Source organism: Achromobacter sp. UMC71 (assembly GCF_014170305.1).
In the GTDB taxonomy this organism is placed as follows: domain Bacteria; phylum Pseudomonadota; class Gammaproteobacteria; order Burkholderiales; family Burkholderiaceae_B; genus Achromobacter.
In genome coordinates, this window is sequence record NZ_LZZT01000052.1 from 33325 (window position 1) to 52818 (window position 19494).

The 19494-nt window shown below is 67.1% G+C and carries 18 protein-coding genes; 5 read left to right on the forward strand and 13 right to left on the reverse strand.

Going from position 1 to position 19494, the window contains the following annotated elements; all coding sequences use genetic code 11:
• Positions 1 to 2: 2 nt before the first annotated feature.
• On the reverse strand, positions 3 to 959 hold the full coding sequence (locus A9974_RS25960) for a GlxA family transcriptional regulator (RefSeq protein ID WP_183007052.1): 957 nt from the start codon (positions 957 to 959) through the stop codon (positions 3 to 5).
• A 300-nt stretch (positions 960 to 1259) separates the two neighbouring features.
• On the opposite strand from A9974_RS25960, the gene A9974_RS25965 reads away from it, so the two are divergent.
• The 3 genes from A9974_RS25965 to A9974_RS25975 all read left to right on the forward strand — a co-directional run bounded on the left by A9974_RS25965 (position 1260) and on the right by A9974_RS25975 (position 2924).
• Positions 1260 to 1571, forward strand: a complete 312-nt coding sequence (locus tag A9974_RS25965; protein ID WP_183007053.1) for a DUF3817 domain-containing protein — start codon at positions 1260 to 1262, stop codon at positions 1569 to 1571.
• A gap of 3 nt (positions 1572 to 1574) precedes the next feature.
• Entirely contained in the window at positions 1575 to 2003 is a 429-nt protein-coding gene (locus A9974_RS25970; RefSeq protein WP_183007054.1) for a CopD family protein, read from the forward strand.
• Positions 2004 to 2309: 306 nt separating this feature from the next.
• A complete protein-coding gene (locus A9974_RS25975) occupies positions 2310 to 2924 on the forward strand; it encodes an ATP-binding cassette domain-containing protein (protein ID WP_183007055.1) in 615 nt (204 codons plus the stop codon).
• Between the two features lies 1 nt (position 2925).
• Here A9974_RS25975 and A9974_RS25980 read toward each other — a convergent pair whose 3' ends face one another.
• The 3 genes from A9974_RS25980 to A9974_RS25990 all read right to left on the reverse strand — a co-directional run bounded on the left by A9974_RS25980 (position 2926) and on the right by A9974_RS25990 (position 5546).
• Positions 2926 to 3630, reverse strand: a complete 705-nt coding sequence (locus A9974_RS25980) for a hypothetical protein (protein ID WP_183007056.1) — start codon at positions 3628 to 3630, stop codon at positions 2926 to 2928.
• A 169-nt stretch (positions 3631 to 3799) separates the two neighbouring features.
• Positions 3800 to 4693: a hypothetical protein gene (locus A9974_RS25985; RefSeq protein WP_183007057.1), complete on the reverse strand. Its 894-nt coding sequence runs from the start codon at positions 4691 to 4693 to the stop codon at positions 3800 to 3802.
• 268 nt (positions 4694 to 4961) lie between these two features.
• Complete coding sequence (locus A9974_RS25990) at positions 4962 to 5546, reverse strand: isochorismatase family cysteine hydrolase (protein ID WP_183007058.1); 585 nt, start codon at positions 5544 to 5546, stop codon at positions 4962 to 4964.
• A 453-nt stretch (positions 5547 to 5999) separates the two neighbouring features.
• On the opposite strand from A9974_RS25990, the gene A9974_RS25995 reads away from it, so the two are divergent.
• A complete protein-coding gene (locus A9974_RS25995) occupies positions 6000 to 6278 on the forward strand; it encodes a BrnA antitoxin family protein (protein WP_183007059.1) in 279 nt (92 codons plus the stop codon).
• A 19-nt stretch (positions 6279 to 6297) separates the two neighbouring features.
• On the opposite strand, the gene A9974_RS26000 is transcribed toward A9974_RS25995, so the two are convergent.
• Positions 6298 to 7629 (reverse strand): PLP-dependent aminotransferase family protein, encoded by a 1332-nt coding sequence (locus A9974_RS26000; RefSeq protein WP_183007060.1) that lies wholly within the window; start codon positions 7627 to 7629, stop codon positions 6298 to 6300.
• 114 nt (positions 7630 to 7743) lie between these two features.
• Between A9974_RS26000 and A9974_RS26005 the strand changes: the two genes are divergently transcribed.
• Positions 7744 to 8508, forward strand: coding sequence for a sulfite exporter TauE/SafE family protein (locus A9974_RS26005; protein ID WP_183007061.1), 765 nt, complete (start codon positions 7744 to 7746; stop codon positions 8506 to 8508).
• 7 nt (positions 8509 to 8515) lie between these two features.
• Here A9974_RS26005 and A9974_RS26010 read toward each other — a convergent pair whose 3' ends face one another.
• The 8 genes from A9974_RS26010 to A9974_RS26045 all read right to left on the reverse strand — a co-directional run bounded on the left by A9974_RS26010 (position 8516) and on the right by A9974_RS26045 (position 19430).
• The gene (locus tag A9974_RS26010; RefSeq protein WP_183007062.1) at positions 8516 to 9277 is read right to left on the reverse strand and encodes an SDR family oxidoreductase; all 762 of its coding nucleotides are present in this window, start codon (positions 9275 to 9277) and stop codon (positions 8516 to 8518) included.
• 132 nt (positions 9278 to 9409) lie between these two features.
• A complete protein-coding gene (locus tag A9974_RS26015; RefSeq protein WP_183007063.1) occupies positions 9410 to 10642 on the reverse strand; it encodes an MFS transporter in 1233 nt (410 codons plus the stop codon).
• A 115-nt stretch (positions 10643 to 10757) separates the two neighbouring features.
• A complete protein-coding gene (locus tag A9974_RS26020) occupies positions 10758 to 11159 on the reverse strand; it encodes a VOC family protein (RefSeq protein WP_183007064.1) in 402 nt (133 codons plus the stop codon).
• Positions 11160 to 11220: 61 nt separating this feature from the next.
• Positions 11221 to 13266 carry an acetyl/propionyl/methylcrotonyl-CoA carboxylase subunit alpha gene (locus A9974_RS26025; RefSeq protein ID WP_183007065.1) on the reverse strand — a complete coding sequence of 682 codons (2046 nt, stop codon included), beginning with the start codon at positions 13264 to 13266 and terminating at the stop codon, positions 11221 to 11223.
• Between the two features lie 53 nt (positions 13267 to 13319).
• A complete protein-coding gene (locus tag A9974_RS26030; protein ID WP_183007066.1) occupies positions 13320 to 14927 on the reverse strand; it encodes a carboxyl transferase domain-containing protein in 1608 nt (535 codons plus the stop codon).
• Positions 14928 to 15175: 248 nt separating this feature from the next.
• Positions 15176 to 16357: an acetyl-CoA C-acetyltransferase gene (locus A9974_RS26035; RefSeq protein ID WP_183007067.1), complete on the reverse strand. Its 1182-nt coding sequence runs from the start codon at positions 16355 to 16357 to the stop codon at positions 15176 to 15178.
• A 36-nt stretch (positions 16358 to 16393) separates the two neighbouring features.
• On the reverse strand, positions 16394 to 18238 hold the full coding sequence (aceK, locus tag A9974_RS26040) for a bifunctional isocitrate dehydrogenase kinase/phosphatase (protein ID WP_183007068.1): 1845 nt from the start codon (positions 18236 to 18238) through the stop codon (positions 16394 to 16396).
• 13 nt (positions 18239 to 18251) lie between these two features.
• Positions 18252 to 19430, reverse strand: coding sequence for an isovaleryl-CoA dehydrogenase (locus A9974_RS26045; RefSeq protein ID WP_183007069.1), 1179 nt, complete (start codon positions 19428 to 19430; stop codon positions 18252 to 18254).
• Positions 19431 to 19494 lie beyond the last annotated feature (64 nt).

Genomic DNA, 19494 nt, shown 5'->3' on the forward strand with positions numbered 1-19494 from the left:
CCTCACCCCATCCGTCGAAACGCCCGTCGATACATCATCGGGCTCGTCCCCACGATCCCCAAGAAATGCTCCCGCAGCGACACCGCTGACCCAAACCCGACCTCCATCGCGACCCGTTCCACCGGCAGGTCCGTCGTCTCCAGCATCCCGCGCGCACGATTCACCCTGGCCTGGATTACCCACTGCAGCGGACTCACCCCCAGCAGTTCCTGAAACCGCCGATTCAACGTCCTGACGCTGACCGCAGCCTGGTCGGCCAGCGCGCGCACGGCGAGGTTCTCGCCCAGTCGGCCTTCTATCCAATGCAGCAATTGCGTCAGATCTGTATGCGACGTGGGCGTTGGCCTGACGATGAATTGCGCCTGCCCGCCCGTGCGTTCCAACGGCACCACCGCCAACCGCGCGCTATTGGCCGCGACCGCCGCGCCGTGATCGCGCTTGATCATGTGCAGGCACAGATCCATGCCGGCCGCCGCGCCCGCGGACGTGAGCACCTGACCGTTGTCAACGAACAGCACGTTGGGGTTCACCTGAATCTTCGGATAGCGCAGCGCCAGCTGATCAGCGGCTTTCCAATGCGTGGTGGCCTTCAGGCCGTCGAGGATGCCGCTGGCAGCCAGGACAAATGCGCCCGTGCAGATGGAGGCAATCCGGGCGCCCGCCGCATGGGCGTGCCGAACGACGTCCACGATGTCGTTCGGCACGTCTTGCCTGGGGTCTGCCAAGCCGGGAATGACGAGGGTGTCCGCCGTACGCGCCACGTCGAGCCGCGCTCGGACGTGCAGGTCGTAGGCATGGCTCTTGACGCGCGGCCGGCTGGCGCAGACGTCGACGTGGTACGGCAAACGTCCATCCAGCGTTTCGGCAAGCTGGAAGATCTCGCAAGGCATGGCGAGGTCGCCCGCGACCAGGCCGTCAAAGGCGAGGACGGCGACGCGGTGGGGGGCTGGCTTGGGCATGCATCAAGTTCCGAAGGGGTGGGCTGGAGGTGCGTTGGGGCGGGCGGCTGGGGCCGGCAGATCAGACTGCCGGACCCGCTTGGGATGGCGGGGACAGGCGGATCTGGGCGGCCACACCCGCTTGGCGCGGCAGTGGCCGCCGGATAAGGACGCCAGCCCCACTTTGGACGACCGACGCCGCCGGATCCGGCAATAAAACCCACTTGGCCGATTTCTTTCGAAGATTGGCATTTTGGCCAATGGCCGTCAATCCTGCCACCCCCGACAATGCGGCTGATCCCATCACGAGCCACCAACGCCATGTCCCGGAAAGACCCCGACCCCTCAACCCCTGTCCTGTTCAAATGGGCAGCCATGCTGGAAGGCGTGACGCTGCTGGTGCTGCTGGGCATCGCGGTGCCGTTGAAGCACGTTGCCGGCATGCCCAGCGTGGTGTCGTGGGTAGGGCCGGTGCATGGGGTGGCGTTCATGGTCTATATCGCACTGGCCTGCAATGTGGCGGCGGCGCAGGGGTGGCCTCGCAAGCGGCTGGTGTGGACACTGGTGGCGACGGCGGTGCCGTTTGGCGGCTTTGTAATCGCGCGGTCGCTGGGCCGCACGGTGCGGGCGTAGGCGATGGCGTATCTGATGGTCAAGTCGCTGCACCTCGCGCTGGTGCTGTTCTGGGTGTCGGGGATGGTGGTGCAGGCGTTCGTGCTGGCGGCGGCCGACAAGCTGCCTGGGCCGGCGCTGCCGCAGGAACTGGCGCGGCTGCGCCTGCTGCGCAAGTGGGAGCGCATGCTGACGACGCCGGCGATGGTGGGCGCGCTGGCCAGCGGCGTGTATCTGGCGACGAGCGCGGGATGGTTTGGCAGCGGATGGCTGTCGGTGAAGCTGGCGTTGGTGCTGGCCCTGGCGGCGGTGCATGGAATGCAGGCGGGGCGGTTGCGGCGGCTGGCCGACGCGGCGGGGGATGCGGGCGACTTGGGACGCGGACGGCTGTTACCGGTGGTGCTCACGGCGCCGGTGCTGATTGTGCTGCTGGTGGTGGTGAAGCCATTCTGACGCTGGCCAGGGTGGGAGGGCCCACAGCCCCTGGGCTGGTAGTCCGGATTCTGGAAAAAATAGGCCAATAAATCGGCAAATAGAGCGGCAAAATAACCGGAAATTTTCTCTACAGCAGAGTGGTCAATTTCATTGAAGAATCCTGAAAATTCAATGGAATAGAGACCGGACAAATTGGGAAAAAAACCGGCAAAAGTTCAGGTGCATTTTGGGGCACCGCATGTCGGCTCGCGATTCCGACACGAACCCTCCGCCCGAAGGCCATTCGATCTGGCTCCGCACGATGTTCCTGCGTAAACTCCCCCCATGCTACGCATCGACAACCTCACCAAACACTACGGCGACTACGTCGTCTTCCAAGGCCTGACGCACACGTTCCCGCCGGGCTGCGTGGCGCTGTGCGAAGAAGACAGCACGGGCAAATCCAGCCTGCTGGGCATCATCGCGGGCGTGGTCGCGCCGGATGCCGGCGACGTCTGGATCGACGGCCATTCGCTGACGCACGCGCCGCAAGCGGCCCGAGCCCGGCTGGCGTATGTGCCGGACAACTGCCTGACGGCGCCCATGCAGACGGGCCGCGGCTTGCTGGCGCAGGTGGCGTCCGAGAAAGGCGTGCCGCTGGACGACGCCACGCTCGATCTTGCGCGCCGCCTGGGCCTGGAGCCGCATCTGGACAAGCGCTTCGAGCAGATGTCGACGGGCACGCGCCGCAAGGTCTATCTGACGGCGGCCAACCTGGGGCATCCGGCGGTGGTGATTGCCGATGGCGCGAGCAATGGCTTGGATACGGCGGCGCGCAATGTGCTGGCCGAGGTGTTCAAGACCTGGGCGCAAGACCGCGTGGTGCTGTTCGCCAGCCATGATCCCGAGCTGGTGCAGGCATGTGGCGCGCGCTCGGTTGAAGTCGCGGCGCTGCGCTAGGCTAGGCGTCTTCCAGAAACCCCAGGGTTCGCAGCTCGGCAATCGCGCCCAGCTCTTCGTCGCGCCGCTTCTTGGGCGCGGCCAGCGACGCGGCCATCAGCATGGCGGGATGGTCGGACTCATCGAATCCCCTCAGCACGCTGTCGGCAATGGGGAAGGCCTGGGCAAAGCGTTTGTCCAGGGCATGGTGGCCGGGATAGCGGCCGCGCTTGTCGAGGATGACCTGAGTCCGCGGATCGCGTTTGATCAGGTGCAGGGGTACGCCTTCGCAGCGCAGGCCCAGCAGCTTGGCTTCGCTGATGTCCAGGGCCCAGTCGGTGTTGGCGTAGAACGCGGCGCGGGCGGCGGCGAACTGGGCCAGGCGCGGGCCGTCTTGGCAGAAGGCTTCGGGGGTGAGGTTGAGGTTGATCTTGCCGATCTTGCCGACCAGTGTCACGCGCCGAAAGAATGAGGCCCACACGAGCAGGATGGGGTTGGTGGACAAGTCCTGGACCACCACGTCTTCGAACACGCAGGGCATGATCATCGCGTTGACGGCGCGGCAGCCGGACAGGCGGACGTGCTGCACGCGTGACATGCGCGCGGGAATTTTCACCATCGACAAGCTGCAGTTGTCGAACGTGCAGTCGTGCAGATGCAGGTCCTGAAAATGGGATTGGCCTTTGTCATGGGCCATCCGCAATGTCGCGCCTTCGATTTTCTGCATCGTGCGCTCGCGCCTGGGGTGGATGATGTCGCCGTGGGTGCCAATGCAATGGGCCTTGGCGATCGCAGGTCACTTCGGGCCCTACACGTCCCCGACGACACGGGGTTCATCGCAAGCCGCGGGTCCGGCCGCGGGCTTGCAATGTGATTGTCGCGGCTTGCCTTGCGGCTTACTTCTCGGCGTACTTCTTTTTGGCCGCGTCGTAGACGTAGGTGACCGTGTCGGCCGCGCCCAGCTGGCGCGTCTTGCCCGGCCCGGTGATCATGGTGCCGCTGGGCGTGACGGTCAGGCGGGGCATGTCGCTGCCGGCCTGCGCGGCAAAGCCCAGTTTGCCGCTGCGGGTGGCGCAAGGCATGACCTCGCCGCCGTCGCAAGCCGCGGCGTTGTCATCGCCGGTGAGGAGGCTGCCGACGTAGGTCCAGACGTTGTCCTTGAGTTCGTCGCGCGGGCCGATGTTGAAGACGAACAGGGCGTAGCCTTCGAAGCTGACGCCGTTTTCGAAGCCTTCGGTGGGCACGGCCAGCAGCAGTTTGCCGGCGGGGGTGCGGTATTCAAGGGGCTTGCGGCGGGTGTCGACGTTCTCGGGGCGCTCGTAGGCGCCGAACTGGCCGATGGTGTGTTCCATGCCACGGAATTGCCAGGGGCGTTCGGGCGACGAGCCGGTCAGGGTGAAGGTGGCTTCGGCCAGGTTGACCTGGGTTTCGGGGCCGACGTCGTCTTCGCCGGGCTTGCCGTATTTTTCACGGGTGTCCCAGGCAAAGCCGGTGAAGTAGCGGGTGCCGTCCAGTTCGAAGGCGTGGCCGAACCAGTAGGTGGCGATGCTGCCGTTGGCGACTTCGTAGGAATCGGCGCCCTTGCCGTCGATCTGGTAGATGAAGTACAGGACCGTGGGGCCGTCGGGCGGCGTCACGGCGGCGCCCTGGGCGACGTCCAGCTTGGGGGCGGCAGCCTCGGCAGCGGTGGCGGCGGGCACGAATACCGTGGCCAGGGTAGCGGCGCACAGGCCGGCCAGGACGGCGCGCAGGCGGCGGGTGGGGAAGCGAGCGTTCGGACGGGTTTGCATGTTGGATATCTTCTTGTCGGACTCGTGAAAAGCGCCTTGCGCTTGCCTGCCCTGGCAAGCGATTGCCAGGGCAAGCCCCTCCCGGGTGACGGCCTGGATCTTCAGTGCCGCCCGCGTCTGGGCGCAATGTGCGGCGCCATGTTAGTGGGCTGCCCGGCTACGCGTCGGACAGCAGTTTGCCAATTGTGTCGGACTGCAATTGGTGGGCCTGGCTGACGGATCGCCGGGTGGCTGCCGGCCGCTGGCGTCCGCGTGCGTTGCCGTGCTGTCAGGCCAGCAACGACAAGGCGTGATCCAGCGACAGCACGTGGGTGCGCGAGGCGAAGGCCGTGGCGAACAGATGCTCGTGTACGACCGGGTCCGGATCAAAGCAACAGTCCTTGACGGTGTACAGCCGGAAGTCCGCATCGCTGGCATAGGCGATGGACGACAGCATGACGCCGGTGGACGCGATGCCGACCATGATGAGCGTATCGATGCCCTGGGCGGACAGGCGCAGTTCCAGGTCGGTGCCGAAGAACACGCTGGCGCGGTGGGCGATGATGACGGGTTCGCTGACCCGCCGGCCGAGCTCGGGCGAGATTTCGTCGTCGGTGAACAGGCCCATCTGCTTGATGCCCTGGCCGTTCTTGTTTAGCGGGCTGACCTCGGGGTAGTCGGGGCTGAAGTGGATTTTGGCGAAATAGACGGGGATGCCGGCGTGCCGCGCGGCGTCGCAGAGCTGGCGCGTGTTGGCGAGCAAGGTGGGGGCAACCGACGGGAACAGCGTGGTGATGTCGGTCTGGTAGTGCATGACCAGCAAGGCGGTTTTTGCCGGCACGAGGGTGTGGCCGGATTCAACGCGTGAGGACATGGCGGGTATCCGTTAGGAAGGTACTGGGAACGGGGATGACGTTCTGGCGGCCGGCCGCGGGTGGCAGGGCTGGCGCGTTATTGATCATAAGGGGGAAACGGGGCGGTGGCACAGCAGGCCGCCTACGGGTTTTACCCGGGTGCTACCGGTCGGTCTGGTCTGCGGCCAACCGTTGGAGATGACCTGGCAGTGACTTGTTGCGTTGCTTGGTCTGAGATCAGCAGTATCAGGGCAAATTGTGGGGAGATCGCTTGCACAATGATCGGCTGAAGACGTTCTGGATCGCTCGCTTATCCCAGCGGCGAACGGGTCATCTGTAAAAAGCTCGCTTGGATCGCAGTTAACCGAGAGGCGGGTGACGTTGTTTCAGGCATCCCGGAGGGTGCAGAAAAGTTCGAGGGTCGCCTCCCGGTACGGGAAAGCCCGTACTCGCCAAACTCAAGGAGTGCGTTGATGCCCAAGAAACGCGATGAGATATCTGAATTGGAAGCCGCGTTGTTGCGTAGTGCCAAGCAAGCCGTCAATGGTCAGTATGCGCGTGTGCACACGCCCGAGGAGATCGTGCGGCGTCGCGGTCGGCCGGTAGGCAGTACCGCGGCGGTGCGCAAAGCGGCCACGACCATTCGTCTTGATGAGGAAGTCCTAGCCGCGTTCAAAGCAACGGGGCAAGGCTGGCAGACGCGCATCAACAATGCGTTGAAAGACTGGCTGAAAACGCATCAGCCCATTTGATCGCGAACCGCTCATTGAACTACCGGTCGGTCTGGTCTGCGATCACCCGCGCCACGGCTGTCAACGACCGCCGCAGTTCGTCCAGCCCAACCGACCCCAGCGCCAAGCGGATGGCATGCGGCACGTGCGAGACGGCGAAGGGATGCGCCGTAGAGACCGAGATCCGCTCACGCATCAAGGCCATCGCGATGGCGTCGGCGCGCACCTCTTGCGCCAGCGGCAGCCAGACGAAGTAGGACGTGGGGTGGCTGACCGGGCCAAGCCCGTCCAGGATGTCGGCGGCGATGCGCTGGCGCTGTGCGGCGTCGCGACGCTTTTCGGCTTCGAGCCGCGCCACGGTGCCGTCTTCGATCCAGCCGCAGACGATGGCCGTCATGGTGGCGGGCGTGTTCCAGGTGGTGGCGCGGATGGCGCGTTCCAGCTTCGGCACCCAGGCCGCCGGCGCGCTGATGGCGCCTACGCGCAGGCCCGTGGCCACACTCTTGGACAGGCTGGAGACGTATAGCGTGGACTCGGGTATCAAGGCCGCCAGCGGAAGCGGCGCAGGTTCGGCCAGAAAGGCGTAGGCGCCGTCCTCGATCAATATCAATCCATGCCGGCGGATGATCGCCGCTAGCGCCTCGCGCCAAGCCAGGCTTGTCACCCAGCCCAACGGATTGTGCAGCGTCGGCATGGTGTACACCGCCCGCACGCGCCGGCGGCGGCACAGGTCCGCCAAGGCATCCAGATCCATGCCGTCCGGCGTGGCGGGCACAGGGGCCAGTTCCAATCGCGAGAACTCCGCCGCCAGCATGAAGCCGGGGTACGTCAGCGCGTCGACGGCCACCACGTCGCCCGGCTCGAACAAGGCCATGGCGGCGATGGTCAGGCCGTGCTGCGCGCCGCTGACGAGCAAGGCCGAGTCCGCGGTGGCCGGTACGCCTCGGGCCACCATGTGGGCCGCTGCAATCGCCCTTTCGGCCTCGCTGCCGCCGTGGGGCCGATAGCGCAACAGCGCGTCGGCGTCGCCCTTGGCGGCCAGCCGGCGCAGCGCGGTGCGGTACAGGTCGGATTGGCCCGGCAGGGTCGGGGAATTGAAGGTGAGTTCGGTGGTGTCGTCGCTCCAGGCGCGCAGGTCGATGCCGTGGCCGCGCGGCAGCGCTTCCTTGACGAAGGTGCCGCGGCCGGACTCGCCGCTGACCAGTCCCATCCCCTGCAGTTCGGCATAGACGCGTGTGGCGGTGGCCAGCGCCAGGCCTTCGCGGGCGGCCAGGTCGCGGTGCGTGGGCAGGCGCGTGCCGGGGCGCAGGCGGCCGGCGCGGATGTCGGACGCCAGCCGGTCGACCACGTCTTTATAACGGGACAGGGGCATGGAAAAGCGTATCCATGACGATTATTTGGATGCGCCGATTATCGGGCCTAGGATGGCATCGCACAACGCACCGGGCGGTGCGTATCCGATAGCCAGTGTCAGCGGTTTTCAATCATGGATTTCAGTTTTCAGGTCATTGCGGTATCCGTCGTCGCCGTCGGTGTCATCGGCTTCATGAAAGGGGCGTTCGGGGGCGGCTTCGCCATCATCGGCATTCCGCTCCTGGCGCTGGTGATGGACCCGATCAAGGCGGGCAGCCTACTGGCGCCGATCTTCGTGGCGACCGATTTCTATGCCTTCCGCTACTGGCGTCCGCGCACATGGTCGCGGCCGGACCTGGCGTATCTGGTGCCGGGATTGCTGGTGGGCGTGCTGGCGGGCTACTTCGTGCTGCGCCATGTGAACCGGCACTTCGTCGAAATATTGATGGCCGTCACCACGTTGCTCTTTGCCTGGCTGTGGTGGCGTGGCGGCGCGGCGGTGGTGGAACGCCCCAGGTCGAAGAACAAGGCCTTGCTGGCGGGCAGCGCATCCGGCATCACGACCATGGTGGCGCACTCGGGCGGGCCGCCGCTGGCCATGTACCTGTTGCCGCTGGGCCTGTCCAAGGAGATGTATGGCGGCACGACCAGCATGTTCTTCACCCTCGGCAACCTGCTCAAGGCAGGGCCTTGGCTGGCGGTGGGGGAACTGACGGCGGGGTTCTGGGGGCTAGTCGCGATCTGCCTGCCCGCGGCGTTTTTTGGCGTGTGGGCGGGGTGGCGGCTGCACCATCGGCTGAATCAGGCGCAGATGGTGCGGGCGTGCTATGGCTTGCTGGTGGTGACGGCGACGAAGCTGTTGTGGGATGGGGTGGCGGGGGCGCTGGGGTGGGGATGACGGGCCCTCACTTCCCGCCCGTCGCATCCAGGAACGTCCCCGTCACAAACGACGCTTCCGCCCCTGCCAGCCACAGGATCGCGCGCGCCACTTCCTCGGGCTGACCGCCCCGCCCCATGGGGATCGTGTCCTTGACGCGGTCCACCCTGCCCGGTTCGCCGCCGCTGGCATGCATCTCGGTGTAGATGTGCCCGGGACGCACGCAGTTCACGCGGATGCCTTCGCGCGCGACTTCCTTGGCCAGGCCGATGGTGAAGGTTTCCAGCGCGCCTTTGGATGCAGCGTAGTCGACGTATTCATTGGGGCTGCCCAGCCGCGCCGAGCCCGACGAGACATTGACGATGGCGCCGCCGCGGCCGCCGTGGCGGTGGGACATGCGCTTGATGGCCTGTTGGGCGCACAGGATGGGGCCGATGGCGTTGACGGCGAAGATGCGTTGCATGCGTTCGTAGCCCAGGTCTTCCAGCCGTGACTGCTGCGCGATGATGCCGGCGTTGTTGACCAGCACGTCGATGCGGCCGAATTCGCGGTCGATGGCGGCGAACAGCTGGGTGACCTGCTCGGGGTCGGCGCTGTCGGCGCGCACGGCCAGCGCGCGGCGGCCATGGGCTTCGATGTGGGCGGCGACGTCATGCGCGGCGGACTCGTTCGAGACGTAGCTGATCGCGACGTCGTAGCCCTGTTCGGCGGCCAGGCGCGCGGTGGCCGCGCCCACGCCGCGGCTGCCGCCTGTGATCAGGATCAACGGGGTTTGGGAAGAAGCTGTCATGGCAAGAACCTTTACGTGATGAGGGGATGAAGCGGGGGGCCAGCGCGCGCCCGCGTGGTCACGGAACGATGCGTGGCGATAGGATAATGCGTCCGATGCGATGAGGCGGCCTGCGCCGTCCGCCGCGCGGGGCTAGGCGGGCGCCGATTCCCCATGCAGGCTCTTGAGTTTTCTCAGTTCAGGAAACCACCGCATCCACAGCCCCGCCACCGCGATAGTGCCGACGCCGCCGATCACCACCGCGGGCACCGCACCGAACAGCGCGGCCATGACACCGGATTCAAATTCTCCCAGCTGGTTCGATGCGCCGACGAACAGCGTGTTCACGGCGCTGACGCGGCCCAGCATGTGGTCGGGGGTGTTCAGCTGCACCAGGGATGAGCGCACCACCACGCTGATGGCGTCGGTCGCGCCCAGTACGACCAGCGCGCCGATCGACAGCGGGATCGACGTGGACAGGCCGAACACGGTGGTGGCCAGGCCGAACAGGATCAGCGCGCCGAACAGCAGGCGGCCGACGTGTTCGCCCAGGCTCAGGCGGGCCAGGGTCAGCGACATCAGCATGGCGCCGCAGGCCGGCGCGCCGCGCAGCGCGCCCAGCGCCCAGGGGCCGGCGTTCAGGATGTCTTTGGCAAAGATCGGCAGCAAGGCGGTGGCGCCGCCCAGCAGCACGGCGAACAGGTCCAGTGACAACGTGCCCAGCAGCAGGCGCCGCTGGAAGATAAAGGTAATGCCGGCAAACAGCGTGCGCCAGGTGGTGGGTTCCTTGCGCGGGGGCGCGCGGTCGATGGACATGCTGGCGATGGAGGCGAAGCCGCACAGGTACAGCGCGGCGGCCACGCAGTAGATCCAGCCGGCGCCCAGCCCGTAGCCGATGCCGCCCAGCGCCGGGCCGGCGATCTGCGCGATCTGGCCGGCGGACGAGGACAGCGCGGTGGCGCGCGGCAGCCATTCGCGCGGCACCACCGCCGGGATCAGGGTGGACAGGGTGGGCGATTCAAAGGCGCGCGCCGAGCTCATGAGGATGAGCGTGGCGTAGATCAGGGGCTTGCCGCCAAAGCCATGCAGCGCGGCAATGGCCAGTACCAGGGTGGCCAGGGTCTCGACCGCCATGCAGAGGGCGACGATCTTGCGGCGGTCGTAGCGGTCTGCCACGTGTCCCACCACCAGGGTCAGGGCCGCCATGGGCAGGAACTGCGCCAGGCCGATCAGGCCCAGGTCGAGCGCGCTGCCGGACAGGGCGTAGATCTGCCAGCCCACGGCCACCGAGACGATCTGGAAGGCCAGCGACGCGCCGATGCGCGCGGACAGGAAATGCAGGAATGCGGGACGGTACAGCGGACTGGGGGAGTCGGGGGCAGGCATTGGCAAAGAACGCGCGGCAGGCGCGCGGGCGGCGCCGGAATGTGCATTCTAGGCAGAACACGCTGACGGGAAACTAAGAGGGCCGGACTGGCGGGCGCAACCGCCCCGGCCGGTCCTAGACCTTGGGCCAGTAGGTCCCGAAGCTCCACAGGTTGCCTTCCGGGTCGCGGCAGGCGAATTCGCGGCTGCCGTAGGGCGTGTCGTACAGCTCGGTCTCGATGGGGGCGCCGGCGGCCTTCACGGTCGCGTGCAGCGCGTCCGGGTCATCCACGGCCAGATACAGCGCATCGGTGCGCCGTCCTTGCAGCGAGCCGACCTGCTTGCCGTAGGCGTCGTCGCGGTCCTGGCCCAGCATCAGGATGGATGAACCATAGGCGAGTTCGGCGTGCTGGATGACGGTGCCGTCGCGATAGACCGCGACTTCGGTAAAGCCCAATACGCCGATCAACCAGCGAACCATCGCGTTCGCGTCGCGGCAGCGCAGGGTGGGGAAAAGACGAGGGGCGGATGGGGTCATGGCAAGGACTCCGGGGAAAGAGGAAGCGCGGCTGTCGAGACGCTCGACAACCGCGCGGCGGCTATTGGCCGATGGCCACCAGCTCGGCGCCTTCGGTCACCTGGTCGCCCACGGCATAGAACAGTTCCTCGACCTTGCCGTCGGCGGGCGCCGAGATGGTGTGCTCCATTTTCATGGCCTCCATGACCAGGAGCGGCTGGCCCTTGGTGACGCTGTCGCCGGCCTTGACGGCGATGGAGATGATCTTGCCCGGCATCGGCGCGGTCAGGCCGCCGCCATGTTCGCCCTGGGTGTCTTGGGCGTGGGCCAGCGGGTCGTACAGGTCCAGCACGTGAGCGCCGCCGGTTTCGCCTGTGCCGTACACGTGGGCCTTGTCGGCGTGCAGCACCACCGTGCCGGCGCTTTCCAAGCCGCCCAGGGTGATGCGCAGGTCATGGACGAAACCCGGCGTGCCGGCCGCGTTGCCGCCCAGCGCGCGCCAGGTGAACGGTTGCGGGCCGGCGCCGCTGTCCAGGGTCCAGTCGCCGCCCTGGCGTGCGACCACGACGTGGCGGGTCTCGCCGTTGTCGATCCATTGCAGCGTGCGCTGGTAGCGGTTGCCCAGGCGCCAGCCGTCGCGGGCGTCCCAGGGATCGGCGGGGCGCGCGGCCGCCGCCGGCGCGGTGGGCTGCGCCAGGCCCTGGCGCACCAGCACCGCGGCCGAGGCCAGGGCCAGCGCCAAGGGGGCGGCGGGTGCGGGTTCGGGCAGCAGCGTCGCGCGTTGGCGTTCGATCAGGCCGGTGTCCAGGTCGGCCGCGGCGAAGGCGCTGTCGCGCATCAGGCGCGACAGGAAGGCGACGTTGGTCTGCACGCCTACCGCCTGGGTCTGCGCCAGCGCCTGCAGCATGCGGGCGCGGGCCTGGTCGCGGTCGGCGCCGCGCACGATCAGCTTGGCGATCATGGGGTCGTAGAACGGCGTGATGGTGTCGCCGGTGCGCACCCCGCCATCGACGCGGATATCGCCATTGGCGAACGCCGTGTGGGCCGGCAGGCCCAGGTAGGCCAGCGTGCCGATCGACGGCAGGAAGCCCTTTTCGGGATTCTCGGCGTAGATGCGGGCTTCGATGGCGTGGCCCTGGATGCGCAGGTCTTCCTGACGCGCGGGCAGTGGCTGGCCGGCGGCCACGCGCAGTTGCCATTCGACCAGGTCGTGGCCGGTGATCATTTCGGTCACCGGATGCTCGACCTGCAGGCGGGTGTTCATCTCCATGAAGTAGAAACGTCCGTCCGGCTCGGCGATGAATTCCACGGTGCCGGCGCCCACATAGCCCACGGCGCGGGCCGCGGCGACGGCGGCCTCGCCCATGGCGCGGCGGCGTTCTTCGGTCATGCCGGGCGCGGGGGCTTCTTCAATGACCTTCTGGTGGCGGCGCTGCACCGAGCAGTCGCGCTCGAACAGGTAGACGCAGTTGCCGTGCGTGTCGGCGAACACCTGGATTTCGATGTGGCGCGGCTTTTGCAGGTAGCGCTCGATCAGCACGCGGTCGTCGCCGAAGCTGGAGGCGGCTTCGCGTTGGCAGGACGCCAGCGCGTCCAGGAACGCGGCCGACGATTCGACCACGCGCATGCCCTTGCCGCCGCCGCCGGCGCTGGCCTTGATCAGCACCGGGTAGCCGATGCCGTCGGCCTGCTCCTTGAGGAACTGCGGGTCCTGGTTGTCGCCGTGGTAGCCGGGCACCAGCGGCACGCCGGCCTTGTCCATCAGCGTCTTGGCGGCGGACTTGCTGCCCATGGCGGCGATGGCGGACGCGGGCGGGCCGACGAATGCGATGCCGGCCTTTTCGGCGGCCTCGGCAAAGGCTTCGTTTTCGGACAGGAAGCCGTAGCCGGGGTGGATGGCGCCGGCGCCGCTGTCGCGCGCGGCCTGCAGGATGGCGTCGGCGCGCAGGTAGCTGGCGCGGGGCTCCGGGCCGCCGATGTGGATGGCGACGTCGCAGGCGGCCACGTGGCGCGCGTTAGCGTCGGCGTCCGAATACACGGCAACCGTGCGGATGCCCAGGCGGCGGGCGGTGGCGGCGACGCGGCAGGCGATTTCACCGCGGTTGGCAATCAGCAAAGTGTCGAACATGAATGTGATCCTGGCTGGAATTCGTCGTGAACGCGTCTTGGGGCGGTGCCGCCTTACATCCGGAAGACGCCGAAGCGCGTGTCTTCGATGGGCGCGTTCAGCGCGGCCGACAGGGCCAGGCCCAGCACGCGGCGTGTGTCGGCCGGGGCGATGATGCCGTCGTCCCACAGCCGGGCGGTGGCGTAGTACGGGTGGCCTTCGTGTTCGTATTGTTCGCGGATGGGCGCCTTGAAGGCGGCTTCTTCGTCCGCCGACCACTGGCCGCCACGCGCCTCGATGCCGTCGCGCTTGACGGTGGCCAGCACGCTGGCGGCCTGTTCGCCGCCCATGACCGAGATGCGGGCGTTGGGCCACATGAACAGCATGCGCGGGGAATAGGCGCGGCCGCACATGCCGTAGTTGCCGGCGCCGAACGAGCCGCCGATGAGCACGGTGAACTTGGGCACGGCGGCGGTGGCTACCGCCGTCACCATCTTGGCGCCGTGGCGGGCGATGCCTTCGTTTTCGTATTTGCGCCCGACCATGAAGCCGGTGATGTTCTGCAGGAAGACCAGCGGGATCTTGCGCTGCGCGCACAGTTCGATGAAGTGCGCGCCCTTTTGCGCCGATTCCGAGAACAGGATGCCGTTGTTGGCGACGATGCCCACAGGCATGCCGTGGATGTGCGCAAAACCGGTGACCAGCGTGGGGCCGAAGCGGGCCTTGAACTCGTCGAATTCGGAACCATCGACGATGCGGGCGATGACTTCGCGCACGTCGTAGGGCTTGCGCGTGTCGGCGGGGATGATGCCGTTCAGTTCCTGCGGATCAAAGCGCGGCTCGCGCACCGGCACGGTGGCCAGCGGCGCGGGCTTCTTGCGGTTCAGGCGGGCCACGGCGCTGCGCGCCAGTTGCAGCGCGTGCATGTCATTGGCGGCCAGGTGGTCGACCACGCCGGACAGGCGCGTGTGCACGTCGCCGCCGCCCAGGTCCTCGGCGCTGACTTCTTCGCCGGTGGCGGCCTTCACCAAGGGCGGGCCGCCCAGGAAGATGGTGCCCTGGTTCTTGACGATGATGGACTCGTCGCTCATGGCGGGCACGTAGGCGCCGCCGGCGGTGCACGACCCCATCACTACGGCGATCTGTGCGATGCCCTGCGCAGACATCTGGGCCTGGTTGTAGAAGATGCGGCCGAAGTGGTCGCGGTCGGGAAAGACCTCGTCCTGCTGCGGCAGGTTGGCGCCGCCCGAGTCGACCAGATAGACGCAGGGCAGGCGGTTCTGCGCGGCGATTTCCTGCGCGCGCAGGTGCTTCTTGACGGTCATCGGGTAGTAGGTGCCGCCCTTGACCGTGGCGTCGTTGCAGACGATGACGCATTCGGTGCCGGCGATGCGGCCGATGCCGGTGATGACGCCCGCGCCGGGGGCGTCGCCGTCGTACATGCCGTGGGCCGCCATGGGCGACAGTTCCAGGAACGGCGAACCCGGGTCGATCAATTGCTCCACGCGGTCGCGCGGCAGCAGCTTGCCGCGCGCCACGTGCTTGGCGCGGGACGCTTCGCTGCCGCCCAGGGCGGTCTGCGTCAGCTGCTGGTTCAGATCATCCAGCTGCGCCTGCATGGCGCGGGCGTTGTCGGTGTAGTCCTGCGACCGCGGATTGATGCGGGATTCGATGATGGGCATGGGGTTCCACCCGTCCTGCTTGATTGGAATTTGAAGGCGCTCTCTACGAGATGAGAGCGGTTTGTCTCGCCGCCTGGTGGGCCAGGCGTTCTTGTCAGCGTTCTATCGTTTCTGCGGATGCATTCCTGTGCGCCCTTCCTGCACGGCCCGCGGCCGACCCGCCGCGGACAGCGCCATGCCGGAAAGGCGCAGCGGAATGCATGCCCGCCTTGCGGGCAGCCCGCTCCCCGAAGGGAGCGGGGCCGTGCTTAGATCATTTCAATGGCCATGGCCACGGCTTCGCCGCCGCCGATGCACAGCGTGGCCACGCCGCGCTTGCCGCCAGTCTTGCGCAGCGCGCCGACCAGGGTTGCCATCAGGCGGGCGCCGGACGCGCCGATCGGGTGGCCCAGGGCGGTGGCGCCGCCATGGATGTTGACCTTTTCATGCGGCAGCTTGAAGTCGGTCATGGCGGCCATGGTGACCACGGCGAAGGCTTCGTTGATCTCGTACAGGTCCACGTCCTCGGCCTTCCAGCCGGTCTTGGTGAACAGGTTCTTGAGCGCGCCGACGGGTGCCGTGGTGAACCAGCCCGGCTCCTGCGAGTGCTGGCTGTGGGCCACGATGCGCGCCAGCGGCTTGACGCCGAGTTTTTCGGCGGTGGACGCGCGCATCAGCACCATGGCGGCGGCGCCGTCGGAGATCGACGACGAGTTCGCGGCGGTGATGGTGCCGTCTTTCTTGAAGGCGGGCTTGAGGGTCGGGATCTTTTCCGGCATGGCCTTGGTGGGCGCCTCGTCGGTGTCGACCACCGTGTCGCCCTTGCGGCCGGCGACGGTGACGGGGGCGATTTCCCACTTGAAGGTGCCGTCTTCGGTGGCGGCGCGGGCGCGGCGCAGCGACTCCAGCGAGAAGGCGTCCTGCTGCTCGCGGGTGAACGAATACTTGGCGGCGCAGTCTTCGGCGAACACGCCCATGGCCTTGCCCTTGTCGTAGGCGTCTTCCAGGCCGTCCAGCGCCATGTGGTCATACACGGTGTTGTGGCCGAAGCGGTAGCCCTGGCGGGCCTTGAGCAGCAGGTAGGGCGCATTGCTCATGCTTTCCTGGCCGCCCGCGACGATGACGTTGGCCGAGCCGGCCGCCAGCAGGTCGTGGCCGAACATGGCGGCCTTCAGGCCCGAGCCGCACACCTTGTGGATGGTGGTGCACGCCACGCCCAGCGGCAGGCCCGCGCCCAGCGCGGCCTGGCGCGCGGGCGCCTGGCCTTGGCCGGCCTGCAGCACGTTGCCCATGATGACTTCTTCGATCTGCTCGGGCTTGAGGCCCGCGCGTTCGACGGCGGCCTTGATGGCAACCGCGCCCAGTTCGTGCGCGGCCAGGCCGGACAGGCTGCCCAGCATGCCGCCCATGGGGGTGCGGGCGATGGAAACGATAACAACGGGATCTGACATGACTAGCTCCTGTGAGGGTCGGGACAGCGTATGTTTTCAGGCTGCGCCGGCGTGTGCCGGGCGCAGGCGCCTGTCCGTATCGTAAGGGAAAAATTCTTCAATCCGGCCTTGCGCCACGCGGGCGCGGCAGGTCTGCCACCAATCCGGTTCCAGCAGCTCGGCATGGTGGCGCAGGAAGGCGCCGCGCACCCGCGCGTCGCCCAGCAGGAAGCGGCCGAATTCCTCCGGAAACACGTCGTTCGGGCCGACGGCGTACCAGGGTTCGGCGGCCATTTCGGCCTCTTCGTTCGGGGCGGGCGGAATCCGCCGGAAATTCATTTCGGTCATGCGCTGGATTTCGTCGTAGTCGTAGAACACGACCCGGCCCAGGCGCGTGACGCCGAAGTTCTTGTAGAGCATGTCGCCGGGGAAGATATTGGCGGCGGCCAGCTGGCGGATGGCGTCGCCGTATTCGCGTACGGCCGGTTCCAGCAGCGCGTCGGGCGCTTGCGTCAGGTAGATGTTCAACGGCGTCATCCGCCGTTCGATGTAGACATGACGGATGACAACCGTGTCCCCGGTTTCTTCTATCAGGCTGGGCACCAGGCGCCGCAATTCGTCCAGCAACTGGGGCGCGAAGCGGCTGCGCGGCAGCGCCACCTGCGAGTATTCCCAGGTGTCGGCCATGCGGCCGACGCGATCGTGCAGCTTGACCATCTGGTACTTGCGCCGCACGGTTGCGTGATCCATGCCGTCCTTGTCGATGCGGTCCTTGATCAGCTTGAACACGTACGGATACGAAGGCAGCGTGAACACGCACATCACCATGCCCTTGATGCCGGGGGCGATGTCGAAGGCGTCGCGCGAATGGGCCAGGTGATGCAGGAAGTCGCGGTAGAACAGCGTCTTGCCCTGCTTTTGCAGGCCGATCATGGTGTAGAGCTCGGCCTTGGGCTTGCGCGGCAGCAGGCTGGACAGGAAATTGACCACCGCGGCGGGCGTTTCCATGTCGACCAGGAAGTACGCGCGGGTAAAGCTGAACAGCGTGCTCAGGTCGTCGGACCCCAGCAGCAGCGCGTCCAGCGTGACCTGCCCGGCCGGGTTGCGCGTCAGCGCCACGGCGAAGGGGTAGACGGTGGTCTGGTTGATCAGGCGGCCAACGATGTAGGCGCCTTTGTTGCGAAAGAACAGCGCGCCCAGCGCATGCACCTGGCAATCGCTGGCGATGCGACGGCCGACATGGCGCGGCAGCAGCGTGCGCAGTTGCCGGATCGCCGTGCGCGCCAGCAGCCGGGCATCGCGCGGCAGGTCCTCGAAGGGCAGCGCCAGGCCGAAGTCCGCGACCATGCGGATCAGGCTTTTCTGCAGGCCCTCGGTGGCCGGGTAATACACCCGGTACGACGGCATGCGGCTGTCCAGGTACTCGGTGGCCACCGCCGGCCGCACGAACAGGAAATCGTTGTGGAAGTAGTCGCGGTGCAGCAGCCGGCACGACACCGAATTGAAAAAGGTCTCGGCGCATTCCGGCTGGCGATGCTCGGCCAAGAGGCCCACGAATTCCTGCTTGATCTGCTGCCAGTACGCGGTCTGCTCAGCGGTCAGGGCCGGGCTGGCGGCGCCGTTTGCGCCCACCGCGCCCTCGGGCCGGCCGCGCAGCAGGCCTTCGAGCTGGGCCGCGCATTCGCGCACCCGCATGTCGTAGTACTCGATGCGCTCGCGCGACAGTTGCTGGATGCCGTGCCAATCGCCCGATTCGAACAGCGCCTTGGCGCGCTGCGCGCTATAGCGGAACAGCGCGTAATGCCGATCGAACCCGGCCAGGATCAGCCGTGCGACGTCCAGCGGCGACGGCCCCTTGGCGGGCGCCGGCTCGATGTGCTGGACGTCGGACGTGCGGATCATGGCGCAGCAGGCCTCAGGCGGTTTCGTTGAACAGTTCGCGGCCGATCAGCATGCGGCGGATTTCGCTCGTGCCGGCGCCGATTTCGTACAGCTTGGCGTCGCGCCACAGGCGGCCCACCGGGTACTCGTTGATGTAGCCGTTGCCGCCCAGGATCTGCACGCCCTCGCCCGCCATCCAGGTGGCCTTTTCGGCGGTGTACAGGATCAGCGCGGCGCAGTCCTTGCGGACCTGGCGGACGTGTTCGGCGCCCAGGCGGTCCAGGTTCTTGCCCACCTGGTAGCAGAAGGCGCGGCTGGCCTGCAGGGTGGTGTACAGGTCGGCGACCTTGCCCTGGATCAGCTGGAATTCGCCGATGGCCTGGCCGAACTGCTTGCGGTCGTGGATGTAGGGCACCACCACGTCCATCACGGCCTGCATGATGCCGATGGGGCCGCCGGACAGCACGGCGCGTTCGTAGTCCAGGCCGCTCATCAGCACCTTCACGCCGCCGTTGACCTGGCCCAGCACGTTTTCCTCGGGGATTTCGCAGTCCTGGAACACCAGTTCGCCGGTGTGGCTGCCGCGCATGCCCAGCTTGTCCAGCTTTTGCGCGACGGAGAAGCCCTTGAAGCCCTTTTCGACCAGGAAGGCGGTGATGCCGCGCTGGTGAGCCTCGGGGTCGGTCTTGGCGTAGACCACCAGGGTATCGGCGTCGGGGCCGTTGGTGATCCACATCTTGGTGCCGTTGAGCACGTAGCGGTCGCCCTTCTTGTCGGCGCGCAGCTTCATGCTGACCACGTCCGAGCCGGCGCCGGGTTCGCTCATCGCCAGGGCGCCCACGTGTTCGCCGGAGATCAGCTTGGGCAGGTACTTGGCTTTCTGGGCCGCGGTGCCGTTGCGATTGATCTGGTTCACGCACAGGTTGGAGTGCGCGCCGTAGGACAGGCCGACCGAGGCGCTGGCGCGGGAGATTTCTTCCATCGTCACCATGTGAGCCAGGTAGCCCATGTTGGCGCCGCCGTATTCTTCGCCGACCGTCATGCCCAGCACGCCCAGGTCGCCGAATTTGCGCCAGAGATCCATCGGGAACTGGTCGTTGCGGTCGACGTCGGCGGCGCGCGGCGCGATTTCGGCCTGCGCGAAGGTGCGCACCGCGTCGCGCAGCATGTCCAGATCTTCGCCCAGGTCGAAATTCAGGCCGGGAAGGTTCATCGCTGTCTCCGTGATAGTGGGTACTTACATTTTTATGGGCGCCAGCTACCGCGCCATGGCTTGT